At 69.6% G+C, this 20,049-nt stretch carries 16 protein-coding genes; 12 read left to right on the forward strand and 4 right to left on the reverse strand.

Annotated elements, in window-relative coordinates; genetic code table 11:
- Positions 1 to 171: 171 nt before the first annotated feature.
- Positions 172 to 1,203 carry a class I SAM-dependent rRNA methyltransferase gene (locus tag C7389_RS11225; RefSeq protein WP_133591388.1) on the forward strand — a complete coding sequence of 344 codons (1,032 nt, stop codon included), beginning with the start codon at positions 172 to 174 and terminating at the stop codon, positions 1,201 to 1,203.
- A 328-nt stretch (positions 1,204 to 1,531) separates the two neighbouring features.
- Here C7389_RS11225 and C7389_RS11230 read toward each other — a convergent pair whose 3' ends face one another.
- The gene (locus C7389_RS11230; RefSeq protein WP_133591390.1) at positions 1,532 to 1,999 is read right to left on the reverse strand and encodes a MaoC family dehydratase; all 468 of its coding nucleotides are present in this window, start codon (positions 1,997 to 1,999) and stop codon (positions 1,532 to 1,534) included.
- 387 nt (positions 2,000 to 2,386) lie between these two features.
- Between C7389_RS11230 and C7389_RS11235 the strand changes: the two genes are divergently transcribed.
- Complete coding sequence (locus tag C7389_RS11235) at positions 2,387 to 3,997, forward strand: methyl-accepting chemotaxis protein (RefSeq protein WP_133591392.1); 1,611 nt, start codon at positions 2,387 to 2,389, stop codon at positions 3,995 to 3,997.
- A gap of 6 nt (positions 3,998 to 4,003) precedes the next feature.
- Positions 4,004 to 4,522, forward strand: a complete 519-nt coding sequence (locus C7389_RS11240) for a chemotaxis protein CheW (RefSeq protein ID WP_133591454.1) — start codon at positions 4,004 to 4,006, stop codon at positions 4,520 to 4,522.
- Positions 4,523 to 4,756: 234 nt separating this feature from the next.
- Here the strand turns inward: C7389_RS11240 and C7389_RS11245 are convergent, their stop codons facing one another.
- The gene (locus tag C7389_RS11245) at positions 4,757 to 5,935 is read right to left on the reverse strand and encodes an NnrS family protein (protein WP_246034712.1); all 1,179 of its coding nucleotides are present in this window, start codon (positions 5,933 to 5,935) and stop codon (positions 4,757 to 4,759) included.
- 173 nt (positions 5,936 to 6,108) lie between these two features.
- Here C7389_RS11245 and serA point away from each other — a divergent pair, with 173 nt between their 5' ends.
- The gene (gene serA / locus C7389_RS11250) at positions 6,109 to 7,338 is read left to right on the forward strand and encodes a phosphoglycerate dehydrogenase (RefSeq protein WP_133591396.1); all 1,230 of its coding nucleotides are present in this window, start codon (positions 6,109 to 6,111) and stop codon (positions 7,336 to 7,338) included.
- Positions 7,339 to 7,472: 134 nt separating this feature from the next.
- On the opposite strand, the gene C7389_RS11255 is transcribed toward serA, so the two are convergent.
- Positions 7,473 to 9,125 (reverse strand): nitroreductase family protein, encoded by a 1,653-nt coding sequence (locus tag C7389_RS11255; protein ID WP_246034713.1) that lies wholly within the window; start codon positions 9,123 to 9,125, stop codon positions 7,473 to 7,475.
- Between the two features lie 229 nt (positions 9,126 to 9,354).
- Between C7389_RS11255 and C7389_RS11260 the strand changes: the two genes are divergently transcribed.
- A complete protein-coding gene (locus tag C7389_RS11260) occupies positions 9,355 to 9,780 on the forward strand; it encodes an HIT family protein (RefSeq protein WP_133591398.1) in 426 nt (141 codons plus the stop codon).
- A 122-nt stretch (positions 9,781 to 9,902) separates the two neighbouring features.
- The gene (locus C7389_RS11265; RefSeq protein WP_211168261.1) at positions 9,903 to 10,352 is read left to right on the forward strand and encodes a YbaN family protein; all 450 of its coding nucleotides are present in this window, start codon (positions 9,903 to 9,905) and stop codon (positions 10,350 to 10,352) included.
- A 21-nt stretch (positions 10,353 to 10,373) separates the two neighbouring features.
- Here the strand turns inward: C7389_RS11265 and C7389_RS11270 are convergent, their stop codons facing one another.
- A complete protein-coding gene (locus tag C7389_RS11270; protein ID WP_133591400.1) occupies positions 10,374 to 10,670 on the reverse strand; it encodes a putative quinol monooxygenase in 297 nt (98 codons plus the stop codon).
- A gap of 388 nt (positions 10,671 to 11,058) precedes the next feature.
- Here C7389_RS11270 and C7389_RS11275 point away from each other — a divergent pair, with 388 nt between their 5' ends.
- The 6 genes from C7389_RS11275 to C7389_RS11300 all read left to right on the forward strand — a co-directional run bounded on the left by C7389_RS11275 (position 11,059) and on the right by C7389_RS11300 (position 20,010).
- Complete coding sequence (locus C7389_RS11275) at positions 11,059 to 12,057, forward strand: Lnb N-terminal periplasmic domain-containing protein (protein ID WP_133591402.1); 999 nt, start codon at positions 11,059 to 11,061, stop codon at positions 12,055 to 12,057.
- A gap of 712 nt (positions 12,058 to 12,769) precedes the next feature.
- The gene (adeC, locus tag C7389_RS11280; protein WP_133591404.1) at positions 12,770 to 14,293 is read left to right on the forward strand and encodes an AdeC/AdeK/OprM family multidrug efflux complex outer membrane factor; all 1,524 of its coding nucleotides are present in this window, start codon (positions 12,770 to 12,772) and stop codon (positions 14,291 to 14,293) included.
- A gap of 8 nt (positions 14,294 to 14,301) precedes the next feature.
- Positions 14,302 to 15,378 carry an HlyD family secretion protein gene (locus tag C7389_RS11285; protein WP_133591408.1) on the forward strand — a complete coding sequence of 359 codons (1,077 nt, stop codon included), beginning with the start codon at positions 14,302 to 14,304 and terminating at the stop codon, positions 15,376 to 15,378.
- The gene (gene rbbA, locus C7389_RS11290; protein ID WP_133591410.1) at positions 15,375 to 18,131 is read left to right on the forward strand and encodes a ribosome-associated ATPase/putative transporter RbbA; all 2,757 of its coding nucleotides are present in this window, start codon (positions 15,375 to 15,377) and stop codon (positions 18,129 to 18,131) included. The genes C7389_RS11285 and rbbA overlap by 4 nt, the downstream gene beginning before the upstream one ends.
- Positions 18,132 to 18,133: 2 nt before the next feature.
- Entirely contained in the window at positions 18,134 to 19,258 is a 1,125-nt protein-coding gene (locus C7389_RS11295) for an ABC transporter permease (RefSeq protein ID WP_133591412.1), read from the forward strand.
- A gap of 95 nt (positions 19,259 to 19,353) precedes the next feature.
- Complete coding sequence (locus C7389_RS11300; protein WP_162851717.1) at positions 19,354 to 20,010, forward strand: TetR/AcrR family transcriptional regulator; 657 nt, start codon at positions 19,354 to 19,356, stop codon at positions 20,008 to 20,010.
- The last annotated feature ends 39 nt before the right edge of the window (positions 20,011 to 20,049 follow it).

A 20,049-nucleotide genomic window follows, 5' to 3' on the forward strand; every position in this document is an offset into this window, starting at 1 on the left:
GAAACGGGAAACGGAGAAAATCGGCCAGCGCCGCGGGGAAAACCGGCGGGCGACGGAGGGCGGATTTTACGCGATCCGGCCGGCGCACCGGCAGCCGCCGGTTAGAATGCCGCCCTCCCGGCGCCGCCCTGCCCGCGCTGCAAGCACCGCCTCATCCAAGGAATCCCGCCGATGCCGGACCAGCCCCGCACCGCCACCCTGCCCGACCGGCTCGCCGCCGCCCTCGCCGCCCGCCAGCCGCTGCTGACGCAGTTGCATGCGGAGGAGACCACCGCCTACCGCCTGTTCCACGGCAGCGTGGAAGGCGTGCCCGGCCTCACGGTGGACCGCTATGGCGAGCTGCTGCTGGTGCAGAGCTTCCACAGCCCGCTGGCGGCCGGCGCCCTGGCCCAACTGCAAGCCTGGTACGCCGACGCCCTGCCCGGCCTGCTGCCGGTCTACAACGACCGCAGCGGCGCCAATTCCCGCATCGGCAACCCGCTGGAAGGCGAGGCCCTGGCCGCCGCCGAGGCGCCGCGCGAGGCCACCGAGCTGGGCGTGCGCTACCGCATCCGCGCCCGCCACGCCGGCCAGGACCCCTGGCTGTTCCTGGACCTGCGCGCCGCCCGCCGGCGCCTCATGCAGGAAGCCGCCGGCAAGTCCCTGCTCAACCTCTTCGCCTACACCTGCGGCGTCGGCATTGCCGCCGCCAAGGCCGGCGCGGCGCATGTGGTGAATGTGGACTTCGCCGAATCCAGCCTGGAAGTCGGCCGCGAGAACGCCCGCCTCAACGCGCTGCCGATCCGGCCGCGCTTCGTGAAGAGCGACGCCTTCCCCGCCATGCGCCAGCTCGCCGGCATCGGCCAGCCGGAGCGGGTGCGCGGCAAGCGCATGCCGCCCTTCCCCAGGCTGGAGCAGCGCCAGTTCGACTGCGTCTTCCTCGATCCTCCGCGCTACGCCAAGAGCCCCTTCGGCGTGGTGGACCTGGTGAACGACTATTCCGCGCTGTTCAAGCCAGCGTTGCTGTGCACCGCCGAGGGCGGCACCCTGGTGTGCTGCAACAACGTCGCCCAGGTGGAGCGGGACCCCTGGCTGGACCAGTTGCTGCGCAGCGCCCGCAAGGCCGGGCGGGAAGTGCGGGAGGTGGAATGGATAGCGCCGGAAGCGGACTTCCCGTCACCCGACGGCCAGCCGCCGTTGAAGACGGTGCTGCTGCGGGTGTGAGACGGTTTTCTCCTGGCTGGGGAGGGGTACCCGCCAGAGCCGCTTGAGGCCGCGCCAGCAGCGCCTGCGCATGTTTTCAGGCCACAGCCCCCTCTCCCCGGCGCCCTCCCACCAGGGAAAAGGGAGCCCCCCCCGCAGCCCCAAGACATTGCATGAACTCCCCGCCGGGCGAATGGCACTGAAGACAGTGCAACTGCGGGCTTGAGATTGTTCTACCCCCTCGCCCTCGCGGGGGAGCGCCCGCCAGGGCGCCCAGGGGTTCCAGGCTTCTGCCCCTTCCCCAGCCCGGCGCCGCTTGCTCAGCGGCCCTGCTTGACCCGGCACCGACTCAGGCCGCCGGGTAATACCTCACCACCAGTTCGAACGCCGCGGCCGGTTTGTCGCTGCCCTCGCGCTCCACCGTCACCTCCCAGCGCGCCTGCATGCCTTCACCGCGCGGCTCCAGCGCCTGCAGGCCGATCACGGCGCGGATGCGGCTGCCTTGCGGCACCGGCGACACGAAGCGCACCTTGTCCAGGCCGTAGATCACCGCCATGCCGGTCTGCTCCACCGCCACCACGTCCAGCATGGAAGCAGCCGCTGCCGAGATCACCAGGAAGCCGTGGGCGATGGTGCCGCCGAAGGGCGACTCCTTCTCCGCACGAGCGGTATCCACATGGATCCACTGGTGGTCGCCGGTGGTCTCGGCGAAGCCGTCTATGCGCGGCTGGTCCATCACGATCCAGGCGCCGGTGGCCACCTTGCGGCCCACGGCCGCCTCCAGCGCCGCCGGGCTGGCGAAACGCACGCTCTCCATTTGCTGCTCCTCTCCGTTCTTTCAGCTCCGCGCCGCAGTCTAGGGCAAGGTGCCAGGCGCAGCGCCACTACCGGCCGACGGAGCCCACCACACTATCCCATTGACATTACGCGAAAAACGCGAATTCCTGAGAGAGGAAAGAGGCCAGGAAAGCAGGCTGCGGAAGCCATCCTCACGAGCTATATAGCTGTTTAAAAAATTGATTTTTCCCAACCCCGAAATGGGCATGTCGTATTTCACAAGTCATCAAAAATATTACTAAGGTTAAATCTGCTACAAACGATAAAAACGCTATGCTGCGTTCAGGCAGCCACTCCGGACGAGCGTCCGGGCGCTGCATGCCCAGACAACGTTTGATCAGCCCCTCAGGCCCAGGAGACACACATCATGACCGTCAGCAAGAAGATGACCCTGCTGATCCTTTCTGCCGTCCTCGGCATCGTCCTGCTTTCGGGACTCGGCATTTATCAGACCAAGCGGGTCTATACCGCCGCCAACTACGCCAACGTCAACACCGTGCCCAGCCTGCTGGCCCTCGACGAGATCTCCGACGCCCTGGCCATCCTGCGCGCCCAGGTGTGGCAGCAGATGACGCTGACCGACGCCGCGCAGATCGCCAGCGGGGAAGAACGCATAGCGGCCACCCGCCAGAGGATGAACGCTGCGCTGTCCCACTACGAGGCCCTGGTCACCGACGACAAGGACAAGGCCCTGCTCGCCGCCGACCACGCGACGCTGGCCAACTACGAGGCGCTGGCCGACAAGATGCTGCCGCTGATGCGGGCCAACCGCGCGCTGGAAGCGCGCGACCTGGTGTTCGCCAACCAGCATGTGATTGCCGCCGTATGGGATGCAGTGGAAGCCCACCGCCGCTACAACGCCGAGCTCGGCCAACGCGCCGCGGAGGAGGCCGCCAGCGTGCAGAACAGCGCGACGGTGCTGTCCATCAGCATCAGCCTGCTGACGCTGGCGGTGGTGACCGCGATCGGCGTCTTCATCACCCGCAACCTGCTGCGCCAGCTGGGTGGCGAACCGGCCTACGCCGCCGAGGTCGTGAGCCGCGTGGCCGGCGGCGACCTGACGGTACAGGTGCGCACCCGCCCGGGTGACGACTCCAGCATGCTGGCGGCCATCGGCCAGATGATCGACAAGCTGTCCGGCATCATCGCCGAGATCCGCAGCTCCGCCGAAGCCCTGTCCAGCGCCTCCGAGCAGGTGAGCGCGACCGCGCAGAGCCTGTCCCAGGCCTCCAGCGAGCAGGCCGCCGGCGTGGAGGAAACCTCCGCCTCGATGGAGCAGATGTCCGCCTCCGTCACCCAGAACACCGAAAACGCCAAGCTCACCGACACCATGGCAACCAAGGCCGCGCGCGAGGCGGTGGAAGGCGGCGAGGCGGTGAAGTCCACCGTGACGGCGATGAAGAGCATCGCCGACAAGATCGGCATCATCGACGACATTGCCTACCAGACCAATCTGCTGGCGCTGAATGCCGCCATCGAAGCCGCCCGCGCCGGCGAACACGGCAAGGGCTTCGCGGTGGTGGCCGCCGAGGTGCGCAAGCTGGCCGAGCGCAGCCAGGTAGCGGCGCAGGAGATCGGCCAGACCGCCAAGGACAGCGTGAATCTGGCCGAGCGCGCCGGCAACCTGTTCAACGAGATCGTGCCCAGCATCACCAAGACTTCCAGCCTGGTGCAGGAAATCAGTTCCGCCTCCGAGGAGCAGAGCGCCGGCGTCGCCCAGATCAACACCGCCATGGGCCAGCTCAGCCAGACCACCCAGCAGAACGCCTCGGCCTCCGAGGAACTGGCGGCGACGGCGGAAGAGATGAGCGGCCAGGCGGAGCAGTTGCAGCAGGTGATGCAGTTCTTCCGCGTGCAGCAGGCCGTCGCTGCCGCGCCGGTCGCAGCCCCGCGCCGCAGCCCGGCCGCCAAGGCCCGCTCCCGCCTGGCTCAGGACACCGGACTGGAGCACAACGACTTCGTCGCTTTCGAGGCCTGAGCCATGATGGAGATCAGCGTCAGACAGCAGCAGAACGAGGCCGCGCTGGCCATCAGCCAGCCGCCGCGCCAGTACCTCACCTTCACCCTGCGCGGCGAGATGTACGCGGTGGAAACGCTGAGCGTGAAGGAGATCATCGAATACGGCGCGCCCACGGTGGTGCCGATGATGCCGGCCAGCGTGCGCGGCGTGATCAATCTGCGCGGCGCGGCGGTGCCGGTATTCGACCTCGGCATCCGCTTCGGCACCGGCCCCACCGACGCCCAGCGCCGCAGTTGCATCGTCATCGTCGAGAGCAGCGAGGGAGGAGGCGGCACCGGCAGCCCTGTGTTCGGCCTGATCGTGGATGCGGTGAACGCGGTGCTGGAGATCTCCACCGCCGACATCGAACCGCCTCCGGCCTTCGGCGCCCGCATCCGCAGCGACTTCATCGCCGGCATGGGCAAGGTGGATGGCCGCTTCGTCATCCTGCTGGAGATAGGCCAGGTGCTGACCGCCGACGAACTTGCCGCCATGGCCGGCTGAAACACCGTCCGATCAAGCTTGCCCCGGGGCCGGCGCGAGTCCCACCGGTTGCGCCCGGCGCCAACCGGCTCGCCGCCGGCCTCTTCTTTTTCTGCCGCGTCCATCCGCGCGCGAAACGCGGATCAGCCGGCACCGTTCAGGCCGCTGCGGCCCCCCGCTCTTCTCGCTCTCCCTCGCGGGAGAAGGCCGGGGAGCGAAGGCGCCCCGCAGGGGCGGCTGCGAGTCCGTGCCCCCTCACCCCGGCCGCCCATCCACCCGCGGCGAGCTCAGCCACGGCAGGTAGCGCACCAGGTAGAGCAGGAAGGCCAGCGCCCAGGCGGTGGCGGCCAGGTGGATGCCGCCCAGCGCCATGCCGGGCACTGCGATCAGCGTCGCCACCCGGACGAAGGCCGCCAGGTGCACCAGCACATAGGCCGCCGTCTCCAGCTTGCCAGCCTTGAGCATGCGGCCGGTGTGGCCGAGGGCAGTGCGGGTGATCATGCCAATGATGAGGCCGCCGGTGGCGCCTATCGCCAAGGCATGGATGGCCGCCGAGCGCGGCAGCCAGCTCAGCTGCGACGCCGCCAGCAACGCCAGCCCGGCCGGAATCCACAGCACGGAAAGGTGCAGCACCCACAGCAGCGGCTGGCCGCGCGCCGCCCAGCCGTTCCAGCCGGCCACCCGCAACAGCTGCAGCACCGCCGCCAGCAGCGACAGCGCCGCCGCCCACGCCCCGGCGCCGAACACCCAGGCCGCCAGCGCGATCAGCGTCGTCACCACCGCCGCCATCTCCACCTTGGGCTTGCGCCACTGCTTCACCCCGCGCACCGCGTTGAAGGTGAACATCGGCACCACCCGGCCGGCGATCAGGGATTCCAGCATCACCACCAGCGCCAGCGCCGCATGCAGCGCCGCCAGCGGGTCCAGCGCGATCACGCCCAGCGCGGCGAGGTGGAAGCAGAGGTTGGCGGCGGCCAGCAGCAGCGGCAGCGCGCCGACCACATAGTTGCGCCGGCTGCCGGCGCGCACCATCACGCGCATCAGGGCCCCGCCGGCCAGCGGCAGGAAAGCGAAATCCACCGCTGCCGCCCAGGGGCCGCTGCCCAGCGCCATCGCCAGCCGACCGGCCAGCCACAGCAGCGCCAGCGCCGCCAGCGGCGCGCCATTGGGCGTGTCCAGCCCGGTCCAGTTGCGGCCGGCGGTGAACAGGAAGCCGATGATGACCGCCGCGGCAAAGCCGAACAGCATCTCGTGCGCGTGCCACCACATGCCTGGCAGCGGCGTATTCACCACGCCCGCCAGTACCAGCACCCACACCGGCACCGCGATGGCGGCGAAGGCGGCGGCCAGCAGGTAGAAGGGGCGGAAACCGAGGGCGAACAGGGCGAAACCGCGCGGCGGCTCGTTCCTGCCCGGCTCTTCAAGCTGGAGCATGGCCATGATTTTTCTCTCTGAGATAGCGGGATGCGGCGAACTCTAGGGCGCGCCGACGGCCGAAACCTTGACCCCGGATAAGAAGCGCTGGCCGCTTCGACAACGCAGCCCGGCGATTCGACAATTCCGCCGGCCGCCCCGGAACGGGCCGCCTGGCGACACAGGAGAAGGACATGGCAACAGGCACTGCAAACGGACGTGACTTCAACATCGTGCTGCTGGAGGGCATACACGCCACCGCGTTGGAAACCCTGGCCGCCGCCGGCCACACCCGGGTCAGCTCGCATGCGCGTTCCCTGGCCGGCGACGAGCTGATCGCCGCCCTGGCCGAGGCCGACCTGGTCGGCATCCGCTCCCGCACCCAGCTCACCGCCGAGGTGCTGGCGCAGCTGCCGCGGCTGGCCGCCATCGGCTGCTTCTGCATCGGCACCAACCAGGTGGACCTGGCCGCCGCCGCCCAGCGCGGCATCCCGGTGTTCAATGCCCCCTTCTCCAACACCCGCAGCGTGGCCGAGCTGGTGCTGGCCGAGATCGTGATGCTGATGCGCGGCATTCCGGAGAAGAACGCCCTGCTCCACCGCGGCGGCTGGATGAAGAGCGCCGCCAACGCCTGGGAAGTGCGCGGCAAGACGCTGGGCATCATCGGCTACGGCCACATCGGCACCCAGATCGGCGTGCTGGCCGAGCAACTGGGCATGAACGTGGTGTTCCACGACATCGAGGCCAAGCTGCCACTGGGCAACGCCCGCCAGCTCGGCTCGCTGGAAGCCCTGCTGGCGGCGGCCGACGTGGTCAGCCTGCATGTACCGGAAACCCCCGCCACCCGCGACATGATGGGCGCCGCCCAGTTCGCCGCGATGAAGCCGGGCAGCTTCCTCATCAACGCCTCGCGCGGCACGGTGGTGGATATCGACGCCCTGGCCGCGGCGCTGGAGCGCAAGCAGCTGCTGGGTGCCGCCATCGACGTCTTCCCGGTGGAGCCCAAGGGCAACGACGATCCCTTCGTGACGCCGCTGCTGCGCTTCGAGAACGTCATCCTCACCCCCCACATCGGCGGCTCCACCGCCGAGGCGCAAGCCAACATCGGCCGCGAGGTGGCGGCCAAGCTGGCGCGCTACGGCGACAACGGCTCCACCGCCACCGCGGTGAATTTCCCCCAGGTGACGCTGCCGGAGCCGGCCGGCCAGTGCCGCATCCTGCACATCCACCACAACGTACCCGGCATGCTGGCGCGCATCAACGAGCGCTTCTCCGCCGCCGGCATCAACATCGTCGCCCAGTACCTGCAGACCACGCCGGACATCGGCTATGTGGTGATAGACGCCGACGCTGACGCCAGCCGGGTGGCTTTCGACGAACTCAAGGCGATAGAGGGAACGATACGCTGCCGCATCGTGTGCTGAAGCGGCGCTGAAACCTGAAGGGCCGCGGCATGCGGCCTTTCCTTTTCGCGCTCCGCGCCGGACGGACCGCTGTGGCCTTCCTTCTCCCGCGCCCGGCCCCCGCGCCGGATGCGCCTTCCAGGCTGTGCCTGCCCTCAAGCCATGCTGCGCGCCGGATACGCCGGCTCCGTCCCCACCCGGCCATCCTCCACCGCCGCGCCCACCGAAAAACCGTACAGGCTCTGGAAGCGGCGGTCGGTAATGCCCAGCAGTTCGTGGATCACATCATCGAAATAGCAGCCTATGCCGGTGCCGCGCATGCCGGCCGCCTCCGCCTCCAGGTAGAGCACCTGGCCGAGCGCACCCGCCTCCCAGAACAGCCGCCGGTAGGCCGCCGGCCCTTCCGCCGCCAGCACCGGCTCGAAGGCAGCCACCATGGCCACCGCGAAGGCGCCGTCCGCCGCCAGCGCCTGGTGGCAGTTGGCGATCTGCGCATAGCGGCCGAGGTCGCCCTCGGCGAGGCGGAACAGCGGCAGGCCCAGCGCCACCTCGTCCAGCTCGGTCCAATGCGGGAAACGGCCCAGGGCCGCCTGCAGGCCGCTGCGCGCCGCCGGCTCGCGCAGCAGCAGGTAGACGCCGGGAGCGAAGCCGCGCACCCGGTGCAGGAAGAACACCGGATGCACCGCCACCGGCCACGGCAGCGCCGGCCAGGGCGCCCGCGCCTGTGGCAGCAGCGCCGCCACCAGGCGGACGAAGGCCTCGCCGGACAGCACCCGCTCACCATCCATCTCCACCGCGCTGCGGCGGCTGCGGAAGATCTGCCGCGCCGGCAGCGGCCGCGGCGGCAACTCCGGCGGCAGCACGCTGGCAGAGGCGGCGGTCCATTGCCCCGGCGCGCTCTCCCGCCGGCAGGCCAGGGCCACCTCGTCGATCACCGGCCAGCTGGCATGCTCGCCGCTCAGGCGGTTGGGCACGCCAGCCATGGTCGCCGCCCAGGTTTCCGGCAGCGCGGCCAGCGCCGGCAGCCAGCGCCGCCCGGTGCCGGCGGGCAAGGGACGTGGCGACAGCGCCAGCAGCGCGCCCGGCCACTCCGCCTCCGGGCCGCTGTGGTCGAACAGCCCGGCCAGGGTGGCGATGCAGTCGTCGCCGGCACCAGCCAGCACGCTGGCCTCCCAGCCCAGCGCGGCAGCAGCGCAGGCGAGCTGGGCGAGGGCATGGCCAAGGTCGTGCTGGCAGTAGCGGTAGGCGCGCTCGCCGTATTTCCAGGCCTCGCGCCAGGGGATGGAGCCGAGCGCGATCAGAAAGCCGCCGTCCGGCAGGCCGTGCACCAGCCGGCTCCAGCTCCCGGCGTCCAGGCTGGCGCGGCAGGCCAGGGCGTGATCCTGTACCTCGTAGTGGTACATCCCCGCCTCCTCGCCCAGGCCCGGCAATGGCGGCAGCAGCAGATAGGCTTCGGTGGGATGCAGATTGCCGCTGGAGGGGTTGCAGCGCACCGCCCAGCGGCTGCTGCCGGCGCGCTTCCAGGCGGAGATCGCCAGCGCGTCGTAGAGCAGCCGGCTGACGGCGGCCAGGGTCAGCGGCGCCGGCGCCACCTGGCCGGCCAGCGCCTCGTCCAGCGTGGGCACGGCCGTCACCGGCTCGGCCAGCGGCAGCAGCGTGCGGGACACGCCGGCGTAGCGACGGAAGGGGTCCGGCTGGTTGGCCCAGTCCAGCTGCCCCGGAGAAGGTGCGTAGCGGTCCAGCCTGTGCTTGCTGCGCTCGTGATAGTCGATTACCGCCGCCATGCGGGCGACCGGGCTCAAATCCATGGCGCACCTCGACATCGTTGCCTGTCCGTTGCGGACAGGAAAAAGCCGCGTGGGTTCGCGGCGCGCGGACGGCCGCTGGCACAACACCGCCAGGCGTGAAACCGGACGGCGGCGGCGCCGGTCTCCCGCCCGGCTCTGCGGAAAAGGCCCTGCAGTACAATCGGCCCTCGCCGACCGGCAAACGCCCCGCCCCACGGCGGATGGGGCGCAACGACCACCCGAGATTCCGATGGCCTACGACGACAACAACATCTTCGCCCGCATCCTGCGCGGCGAAGCCCCCTGCGTCCCGGTGTTCGAGGACGCGTTTACCCTGGCCTTCATGGACGTCATGCCGCAAGCCGACGGCCATGTGCTGGTGATCCCGAAGGAGCCGGCCGCCACCTTGTTCGACCTCTCGCCGGAGGGCGCCGCCGCCAGCATCCGCAGCACCCGCCGCGCCGCCATCGCGGTGCGCGACGCCTTCGCCGCGCCCGGCGTGTTCGTCGGCCAGTTCAACGGCGCCGCCGCCGGCCAGACGGTGCCCCACTGCCATTTCCATGTGATTCCGCGCTTCCCCGACGCCAAGCCGCGGGCGCACGCCAGCGTAATGGAAGACAGCGCCAAGCTGCGCGCCTTCGCCGAACGCATCATCGCCGCGCTGCCGCCGGCCTGAGCTCATCCCCGCGGCCGCACTCCCCGGGCAGCAGGCCGCTCGCCGCGGCTTACGCACTGGACGGCGCCAGCGGGGGCGAGGACAATTTCCGCGGTCAGCCCACCGTCCGCGCCCATCGCCAGATGAAGACTCCGCCGGCCGAACGCAGCATGCAGGAAACCCGCAGCGCCGCCACGGCGCGCCCGCCGCGCGGGCTGCGGCGCTGGGCCTGGCTGGCGCTGGCCTACATCAGCCTGGGGCTGGCGCTGGTGGCGCTGGCCATTCCCGGCATCCCCTCCACCGAATTCGTGCTGCTGTCCGCCTGGGCGGCGGCCAAGAGCTCGCCCCGCCTCACCGCCTGGCTGGAGAACCACCGCCTGTTCGGCCCCATGCTGCACAACTGGCGCAATGGCCGGCTGGTGAGCCGCCGGGCCAAGATCAGCGCCTCGCTGGCAATGAGCGTCTGCCTGTTGATCATGCTGTGGACGGTGCCGCAGCGCTGGGTGATCGTGCTCGCCACCCTGGGCATGGGCGCCGGCGCCCTGTGGATGTGGTCGCGCCCGGAGCCGGACACCAACCGACGCGGCTCGTGAGGCGCCGCTTCCCCCGCGGCGTCAGCCGATCTCGTCCAGCAGCAGGATCTGGATATCGCCGCTGCCATGCTCGGCCAGCACGCCGCCCAGCGCCTGGAAATGCTCGGTTGCCTCATGCGCCGCCAGCGCGCTGCGGTCGCGCCAGCGCTCGATGACCACATAACGGCCGGCAACGTCCCTGTCCTTGTGCAGCCGGTACCACTGGCAGCCGGCCTCCCGCCGCGATGCTTCGGCGCAGCGCGCCAGCGCCGCCCCCACCGCCTCTTCGCCGCCGGGCTTCGCCTGCACGATGGCAACCACGTCCAGCAATCCGCTCATGTGTCCATTCCTTACGGGTTGAGAAACTCGATGAATACTGCCGCCGCCATTGGACGAGGCCGTTGGCAGGTAAGGCGCCCCGCCCTGCAAAGGGCCGGCAACAGGCTGGCCCAGACCGCCGGCCAAGAAGGCGCAAGCCGGCCCCGATCGCACCACAAGACCGCTGACATGCGGGCATGCCCCTGGGCTCGGCGCTGGACACGAGCGATCGATTATCCGATATTCCCGCGACCGCCCGCGCCGGCGGCCCGCTGCACGGCAGCTACCGGCGCCATAACAATAGACCAGGCCTCCCCTCCCCCATGTCGGCCCGCTCCCTGCCCCACCCCTGCCCCTTGCCTCCGGCCACGGCCCGCCGTTGCCGCCTCGCCCCGGCCGGAGCCGCCTGATGAGGCGCAGCCGCCCCGTGCTCCGCAGCCTGCTCAGCCTGGCCGGGCTGCTGGCCACCACCTGGGGGGCGATGGCGCTGGGCTACCGGCTGGAGTGGCCACTGGCCGGCCTGGGCCTGCTGATCGCCGGCTGGACGCTGCTCGGGCTCGGCCTGGTCGTGGCGCTGTGGCGCGGCCATGCCAGCATGGCCTTGGCCGGCTACGCACTGGCCTTCGCGGTGCTGCTCGCCTGGTGGAACAGTCTGCAGCCTTCCAACGACCGCGACTGGAGCGATGACGTGGCACGGCTGACGACCGGCCGCAGCGAGGGTTCGCAACTGCATCTGCGCAACGTGCGCAATTTCGACTGGCACTCGGACGAGGACTACACCATCGCCTGGGAAAACCGCGACTACGATCTCGACGGACTGCGCTCGGTGGACATGCTCACCTCCTACTGGGGCATGCCGGCCATCGCCCATGTCCTGGTGTCCTTCGGCTTCGACGACGGCCGCTTCCTCACCTTCACCGTGGAGATCCGCAAGGAGCGCGGCGAGGCTTATTCGGAGATCGGCGGCTTCTTCAAGCAGTTCGAGTTGAGCATCCTCGCCACCGACGAGCGCGACGCCATCCGCGTGCGCAGCAACATCCGCGGCGAGGACGTCTATCTCTACCGGGTGGCCATGCCGCAATCGACGATGCGCGCGCTGCTGCTGTCCTATGTCGAGCAGGCCAACGCCCTGGCGCGCCGGCCGCGCTTCTACAACACCGTCACCGCCAACTGCACCACCATCGTGTTCGACATGATGCGCAAGATCGTCGGCGGCCTGCCGCTGGACCACCGCCTGCTGCTCACCGGCTACCTGCCGGGCTATGTGCGGGACGTCGGCGGCCTGCAGCCCGGCCATACGCTGGAGGAACTGCGCAGCCGCGGCCGCATCACCGACCGCGCCCTGCGCGCCGGCGACAGCAAAGACTTTTCAACGCGGATACGGCTGGGAGTACCGGGCTGGGAGTGAGTCTTGCCCCCCGTCCTGGAGCAGCACCCGTTCCAGGTCGAGCGCGCAGCCTGCAGCCACAGTTCCGCCAGCGCTGACAGGCGCTGCGTCTCGCTGAGCCCGCCCAGCCGCCCCAGCCCTGTCCTGCAACCATCCCCTGCAGCCCCACCATCCGCAATGCCGCCCCGCGGGCGTGCTGAGCTAGCCGGTGGAAAACACGTCTCCCCAGCGCAAGCTCACGTAATCGGGGCTCTCCCGCGGGCTGACCTTGACACCGGCACAGGCAGCCAGCATCGCAACGGCAAGGAGCAGCGGCAGGCGGAGCAGGCAAAGCGCGGGACGGACATCGGCAGACCCGCAGTGGAGCGGCGATGGCAGAAAGAGACCGTGTGCTGCCCCCCGCCGCAGCGCCCTGCGCCATCGCCAATTAATTAAACAAAAATATGAAATAAGGCGAAGAAGCTTATCACTCGGCGGTGTAACACCGTTTTCCGGACATCCCAACATCAGCGGGTATGCTTCATTGACGAATATTCAACAGCGGCAGGATAATCAGGCCACAGGTGAACTCTACCGGGAGCAAAAGCAAGGAGCCCCCAGCTGGTATGCTCCGTGGCGTCGCTTCCATGACGACATGCCATGCCGGATGCAAGCGGGTATCGCCCGCTGGGCGTGGCAAGGGCCCGCGGCAAAGCGCGGGCGGCGATCCGTTTTTTCCGTATCAGGACCATCCATGCCGGACAGCTTCCCCTCCCCCGGAACGACACCCCTGAATGCCCTGGGCCCTCAGCGCCTAACCGGACGGCGTGCCGGCCAGCTCCCCCTGCTCCGTCTTGCCCTGCTGCTGCCACTGGCCCTGTTGGCCGGCTGTGGCACCCTGGCACCGGATTACGAGCAGCCGCAGCTGCCCGTCTCCGCCGCCTATCCTCTGGATGCGCCCCTGCCCGCCGGCGGTACGCCGCCCGCACAACTGGCCTGGCAGGATTACTTCACCGATCCGCAGTTGCGCCACCTGATCGCCAGCGCGCTGACCCACAACCGCGATCTGCGCAGCGCGGTGCTGCGGGTGGAAGAGGCCCGCGCCAGCTACGGCATCCGCCGCGCCGACCGCTTTCCCACCGTGGGCCTGGCCATCGACGCCACCCGCGGGCGCACACCGGCGGATCTCAGCCTCACCGGCAAGGCGGAAGTCGCCGGCCAGTATGAAGCGGGCCTCGGCATCTCCAGCTGGGAGCTGGATTTCTGGGGCCGGGTGCGCAGCCTGGAAGACGCCGCGCTGCAGGAATATCTCGCCACCGAGGCCGCCCGCCAGGCTTTCGCCATCAGCCTGGTCGCCCAGGTGGCGGACGCTTACCTCACGCTGCGGGAGCTGGACGAACGCATACGCCTCGCCCGCGAGACCGTCGCCAGCCGCGAGGAATCCTTCCGTATCTTCAACCGCCGCTACCAGGTCGGCGCCACCTCGCGATTGGACCTCACCCAGGTGGAAACGCTGCTGGCGCAGGCGCAGACGCTGGGCGTTCAGCTGGAGCAGAGCCGCGCCGCCCAGGCCCATGCGCTGGCCGAACTGGTGGGCGCGCCGCTGGAACTCGCCGCCGCGCCGGGCCTGGACCGCGACGGCGGCCTGCAGGTGCTGCGCCCTGGTCTGCCGGCCGAACTGCTCACCAGCCGGCCGGACATCATGGCCGCCGAACGCAGGCTGAAGGCGGCCAACGCCAGCATAGGCGCCGCCCGCGCCGCCTTCTTCCCGCGCATCACCCTCACCACCTCCGCCGGCACTGCCAGCGCCGAGTTGGAGGGGCTGTTCGACGCCGGCAGCGGCAGCTGGCGCTTCATGCCCAGCCTGTCGCTGCCGCTGTTCGACGCCGGCCGCAACCGCGCCAACCTGGAGCTGGCCGAGGTACGCCGCGACCTCGCCGTCGCCAGCTATGAGAAGACGGTGCAGACCGCCTTCCGCGAAGTCGCCGACGCCCTCTCCGCCCAGCGCTGGCTGGGCGAGCAGCTGCGCATCCTGCAAGGCAGCCTCGCCACCCAGGCGGAGCGCGCGCGCCTCGCCCAGTTGCGCTACGACAACGGCGCCGCCCGTTACCTGGAGGTGCTGGACGCCCAGCGCGAACTGCTCTCTGCCCAGCAGCAGGTGGTGCAGACCCGCCGCGCCCTGCTCTCCAGCCAGGTAGCGCTGTACGCCGCCCTCGGCGGCGGCTCGGCCGCGGCCTCGCCGGCCACCACCGCAACCACCCCATTGCCCACCGAGTAGGCCCAGCCATGAAGCCATCGATCAAGAACAACAAGCTGATTCCCGTCATCGTGGCGCTGGTGGTCGCGCTCGGCGGCTGGGCGGTCTGGAAGGCGCTGCAGCCCAAGGGGCCGGGCGAGGGCTTCATCAGCGGCAACGGCCGCATCGAGGCCACCGAGATCGACGTCGCCACCAAGCTCGGCGGCCGGGTGGTGGACATCTTTGCCGGCGAGGGCGACTTCGTGAAGGCTGGCGACGTGCTGGTGCAGATGCAGATAGACGTGCTGCAGGCCCAGCGCGACGAGGCCCGCGCCCAGCACCAGCAGGCCATCAACAACGTCGCCAGCGCCGAGGCCCAGGTGGCGGTGCGGGAGAGCGACCGCGCCGCCGCCGAGGCGCTGGTGGGCCAGCGCGAAAGCGAGCTGGATGCCGCCCGCCGCCGGCTGGCGCGCTCCCAGACCCTGTCCGGCGAGGGCGCTGCTTCCATCCAGGAGCTGGACGACGACCGCGCCACCGTGCGCAGCGCCGAAGCGGCGGTGAGCGCCGCGCGCGCCCAGGTGGCGGCGGCGGTGGCCGCCATCGCCGCCGCCAAAGCCCAGCTGGTAGGCGCGAAATCCGTGGTGGAGGCGGCGGCCGCCACCGTCGCCCGGGTGGAGGCGGACATCACCGACAGCCAGCTGAAGTCGCCGCGCGACGGCCGGGTACAGTTCCGCGTCGCCCAGCCGGGCGAGGTGCTGGGGGCCGGCGGCAAGGTGCTCAACCTGGTGGACCTGGCCGACGTCTACATGACCTTCTTCCTGCCGGAACAGGCCGCCGGCCGGGTGGCGATGGGCAGCGAGGCCCGCATCATCCTCGACGCCGCGCCGCAGTACATCATCCCCGCCCGCATCTCCTTCGTCTCCAGCACCGCCCAGTTCACCCCCAAGACGGTGGAAACCGCGAGCGAGCGGCAGAAGCTGATGTTCCGGGTGAAGGCGCAGATTCCGCCCGAACTGCTGCAGCAGCACCTGAAGCAGGTGAAGACCGGCCTGCCCGGCGTCGCCTGGCTCAAGCTCGACTCCCAGGCCCAGTGGCCGGCCGAGTTGCAGACGCGGTTGCCTGAATGAACGAGGCGCCCAGCAACGGCGGCCGCCCGGTCGTCCGCATCGCCGGCGTCAGCCTGAGCTATGGCAAGACGCTGGCGCTGGACGGCGTGGCCCTGGACATTCCCGCCGGCCGCATGGTGGGCCTGATCGGCCCGGACGGCGTCGGCAAGTCCAGCCTGCTGTCGCTGGTCGCCGGCGCCCGCGCCATCCAGGACGGCACGGTGGAAGCGCTGGGCGGCGACATGGCCGACCGCCGCCACCGCGAGCGGGTCTGCCCGCACATCGCCTACATGCCGCAGGGCCTGGGCAAGAATCTCTACCCCACGCTGTCGGTGGAGGAGAACCTGCAGTTCTTCGGCCGCCTGTTCGGCCACGATGCCCAGGAGCGGCGGCGGCGCATCGACCAGCTCACCCGCGCCACCGGCATGCACGCCTTCCTCGACCGCCCCGCGGGCAAGCTCTCCGGCGGCATGAAGCAGAAGCTGGGGCTGTGCTGCGCGCTCATCCACGACCCCGACCTGTTGATCCTGGATGAACCCACCACTGGCGTCGATCCCCTCGCCCGCAACCAGTTCTGGGACCTCATCGGCCGCATCCGCAAAACGCGCAAGGGCATGAGCGTGATCGTCGCCACCGCGTACATGGACGAGGCGGAGCGCTTCGACTGGCTGGTGGCGATGGACGACGGCAAGGTGCTGGCCACCGGCACGCCACAGGAGCTGCACCGCAAGACCGGCTGCGATTCGCTGGAAACCGCCTTCATCGCCCTGCTGCCGGAGGAGAAGAAGCGCGGCCACCGCGCGGTGGAAGTGCCCCCGCTGGCGGAAGACGCCGGCGACGGCGACGTCGCCATCGAGGCGCGCGAACTCACCATGCGCTTCGGCGACTTCACCGCGGTGGACAAGGTGAGCTTCCGCATCCGCCGCGGCGAGATCTTCGGCTTCCTCGGCTCCAACGGCTGCGGCAAGTCCACCACCATGAAGATGCTCACCGGCCTGCTGCCGGCCAGCGAGGGCCAGGCCTGGCTGTTCGGCAAGGAGGTGGATCCGCGCGACATCGACACCCGCCGCCGCGTCGGCTACATGTCCCAGGCCTTCTCGCTCTACGGCGAACTCACGGTGGAGCAGAACCTGGTGCTGCACGCCCGCCTGTTCCAGGTGGCGGAGGCCGACATCCCGGGCCGGGTGGACGAGATGGTGGCGCGCTTCGACCTCGACGCGGTGCGCGGCGCGCTGCCGGAAAACCTGCCGCTGGGCATACGCCAGCGCCTGTCGCTGGCGGTGGCCATGGTGCACAAGCCCGACCTGCTGATCCTGGACGAGCCCACCTCCGGCGTCGATCCGGTGGCGCGCGACACCTTCTGGCGGCTGATGGTGGATCTCGCCCGCAAGGACAAGGTCACCCTCTTCATCTCCACCCACTTCATGAACGAGGCCGAGCGCTGCGACCGCATCTCCCTGATGCACGCCGGCAAGGTGCTGGTGAGCGCGCCGCCGGCCGAGTTGGTCGCGCAGCGCCAGGCGGACAGCCTGGAGCAGGCCTTCATCGCCTACCTGAAAGACGCCGGCGCCGAGGGCGACCAACCGGATGCGAATGAAGCGGCGGAATCCCCGGTCTCCGCCAGCCGCGCCGAACCACCGCGCCGCCGCTTCAGCCTGGCCCGGGCGCTGAGCTTCAGCCTGCGCGAATCGCTGGAGTTGCAGCGCGACCCGGTGCGCGCCACGCTGGCGCTGGCCGGCACGCTGATCCTGATGTTCATCATGGGCTACGGCATCAGCCTGGACGTGGAAGACCTCAGCTTCGCCGTGCTGGACCGCGACCAGACCACGCTGAGCCAGAACTACGCCCTCAACCTCGCCGGCTCGCGCTACTTCATCGAACACCCGCCCATCAGCGACTACGCCGACCTCGACCGCCGCATGCGCAGCGGCGAGCTTGCGCTGGCCATCGAGATTCCACCCGGCTTCGCCCGCGACGTGCTGCGCGGCAATACGGTGCAGATCGGCGCCTGGTTCGACGGCGCCATGCCCTCGCGGGCGGAAACTGTGCAGGGCTACATCCAGGGCATGCATCAGAACTGGCTGCAGGACATGGCGCGCACCCGCCTCGGCCAGAACACTAGCGCCGGCAACGCCACCATAGAAACCCGCTTCCGCTACAACCCGGACGTGGAAAGCCTGCCGGCCATGGTGCCGGCGGTGATGCCCATCCTGCTGCTGATGATCCCGGCCATGCTCACCGCGCTGTCGGTGGTGCGGGAGAAGGAGCTGGGCTCCATCGTCAATCTCTACGTCACCCCGGTGACACGGGCCGAATTCCTCATCGGCAAGCAGCTGCCCTACATCCTGCTGGGCATGCTCAACTTCCTGCTGCTCACGCTCCTCGCCATCACCGTGTTCGGCGTGCCCATCAGCGGCAGCTTTCCGACGCTGGCGCTGGCCATGCTGATATTCGTCGCCTTCGCCACCGGCTTCGGCCTGTTCGCCTCCATCTTCACCCGCAGCCAGATCGCCGCCATCTTCGTCGCCGTCATCGGCACCATGATCCCGGCGATCCAGTTCGGCGGCCTGCTCAACCCCATCTCCTCGCTGGAGGGGCCGGGCCGCCTCGTCGGCGAGCTTTACCCGGCCAGCCACATCCTGGTGATCAGCCGCGGCGTGTTCAGCAAGGGCCTCAGCCTGGCCGACCTGCACAGCGCCTTCGTTCCCATCCTGATCGCGGTGCCGGTCATCGTCGGCCTCTCCATCGTGCTGCTGAAGAAACAGGACAGCTGACCATGAGCCGCCCCGCCAACATCTACCACCTCGGCATCAAGGAGCTGTGGAGCCTGCTGCGCGACCCCATCATGATCGCGCTCATCGCCTACACCTTCACGCTGGACGTCTACACCGCCTCCACCGCCATCCCGGAGTCGCTGCACATGGCGCCCATCGCCATCGTGGACGAGGATCAGTCGCCGCTGTCGGCCCGCATCGCCTCCGCCTTCTACCCGCCGCACTTCGTGCGCCCGGCGATGATCACCCTGTCCGAGATCGACCAGGGCATGAACGACGGCAGCTACACCTTCGTGCTCAACATTCCGCCCGACTTCCAGCGCGACGTGCTTGCCGGCCGTTCGCCCGCGGTGCAGCTCAATGTGGACGCCACCCGCATGAGCCAGGCCTTTACCGGCAACAACTACGTGCAGCAGATCGTGCTCGCCGAGGTAAACGAATTCGTGCAGCGCTACCGCGGCAGCGCCGCGCCGCCGGTGGACCTCGCGCTGCGCGCGCGCTTCAACCCCACGCTGACGCAGACCTGGTTCGGCTCGCTGATGAAGATCATCGACAACGTCACCATGCTGTCCATCATCCTCGCCGGCGCCGCGCTGATCCGCGAGCGCGAGCACGGCACCATAGAGCACCTGCTGGTGATGCCGGTGACGCCGGGCGAGATCATGCTGGCCAAGGTATGGTCGTCCTCCCTGGTGGTGCTCGCCGCCGCCGGCATCTCGCTGATGGTGATGGTGCAGGGCGTGCTGCAGGTGCCGGTGGGCGGCTCGGTCGCCCTCTTCCTCGCCTGTGCGGCGCTGCACCTCTTCGCCACCTCGTCCATGGGCATCTTCATGGCCACGCTGGCGCGCTCCATGCCGCAGTTCGGCCTGCTGATGATCCTGGTGCTGCTGCCGCTGCAGATGCTCTCCGGCGGCAGCACGCCGCGCGAGAGCATGCCGGAACTGGTGCAGAACGCGATGCTCGCCGCGCCCACCACCCACTTCACCGCCGCCGCCCAGGCCATTCTCTACCGCGGCGCCGGCATCGACGTGGTATGGCCGCAGATGCTGGCCACCCTCGCCATCGGCACGGTCTTCTTCCTCATCGCCCTGAACCGCTTCCGCAAAACCATCAGTCAGATGGCATAGCCGGCGGCACGATCTTCGCCGCCGGTGAAAAAGCTCACGGCCCGCCCACCTTTGCCGCGGGCGGCTTGCGATTACCTGCTAAGGTTGGCGCCCTCATGCCAGAACGCGATTCCAGCCGACGCCCCGGCCGCCCCAAGGGCAGCGACAGTGCGTCGCGCGAAAAACTCCTGTATGCCGCCCTCACCGCCTTCGCCCGCCTGGGCTACGAAGGCGCGCGCCTGCGCGACATCGCCGCCGAAGCCGGCTTCGACGTCTCCATGATCGCCCACCACTTCGGCTCGAAGGCCGAACTGTGGACCGCAGTGGTAGATGAACTGAAACGGCGGCAAATCCCCCGGCTGGCCGACTTCGCCCGCCTCGCCCAGCCAGAGCTGCCGCTGGCCTTCCGCCTGTCCCAGGGCATCGCCACCTTCATCGACCAGCTCACCACCGAGCCGGACGCGGTGAACTTCGTCACCCGCCAGCTCGCCGAACCCGGCGGGCGGCTGGACTACCTGGTGGAACAGCTGATACGCCCCAGCGCCGTCTGCTGCACGCCGCTGTGGCAGGAGGCGATGGAGGCCGGCATCATCAAACGGGTGGACCCGGTGGTATTCCACCTCGCCCTCTTCGGCGGCCTCGCTACCGTACTGGCGGCAAGAGACGTCATCGCCCGCATCAGCGGCAAGCAGCGCAGCCTGCCGGAGTTGAAGGAAGAGATGCTGCGGGGACTGTTGGGGAATGTGCTGCAGTTGCCGGGCAAGCCGGACTGAGGGATTTCCGAGGAGCCCCTATAACCACCCGACAGAAAA

Source organism: Azoarcus indigens, from assembly GCF_004361735.1.
Taxonomy (GTDB): Bacteria; Pseudomonadota; Gammaproteobacteria; order Burkholderiales; family Rhodocyclaceae; genus Azoarcus; species Azoarcus indigens.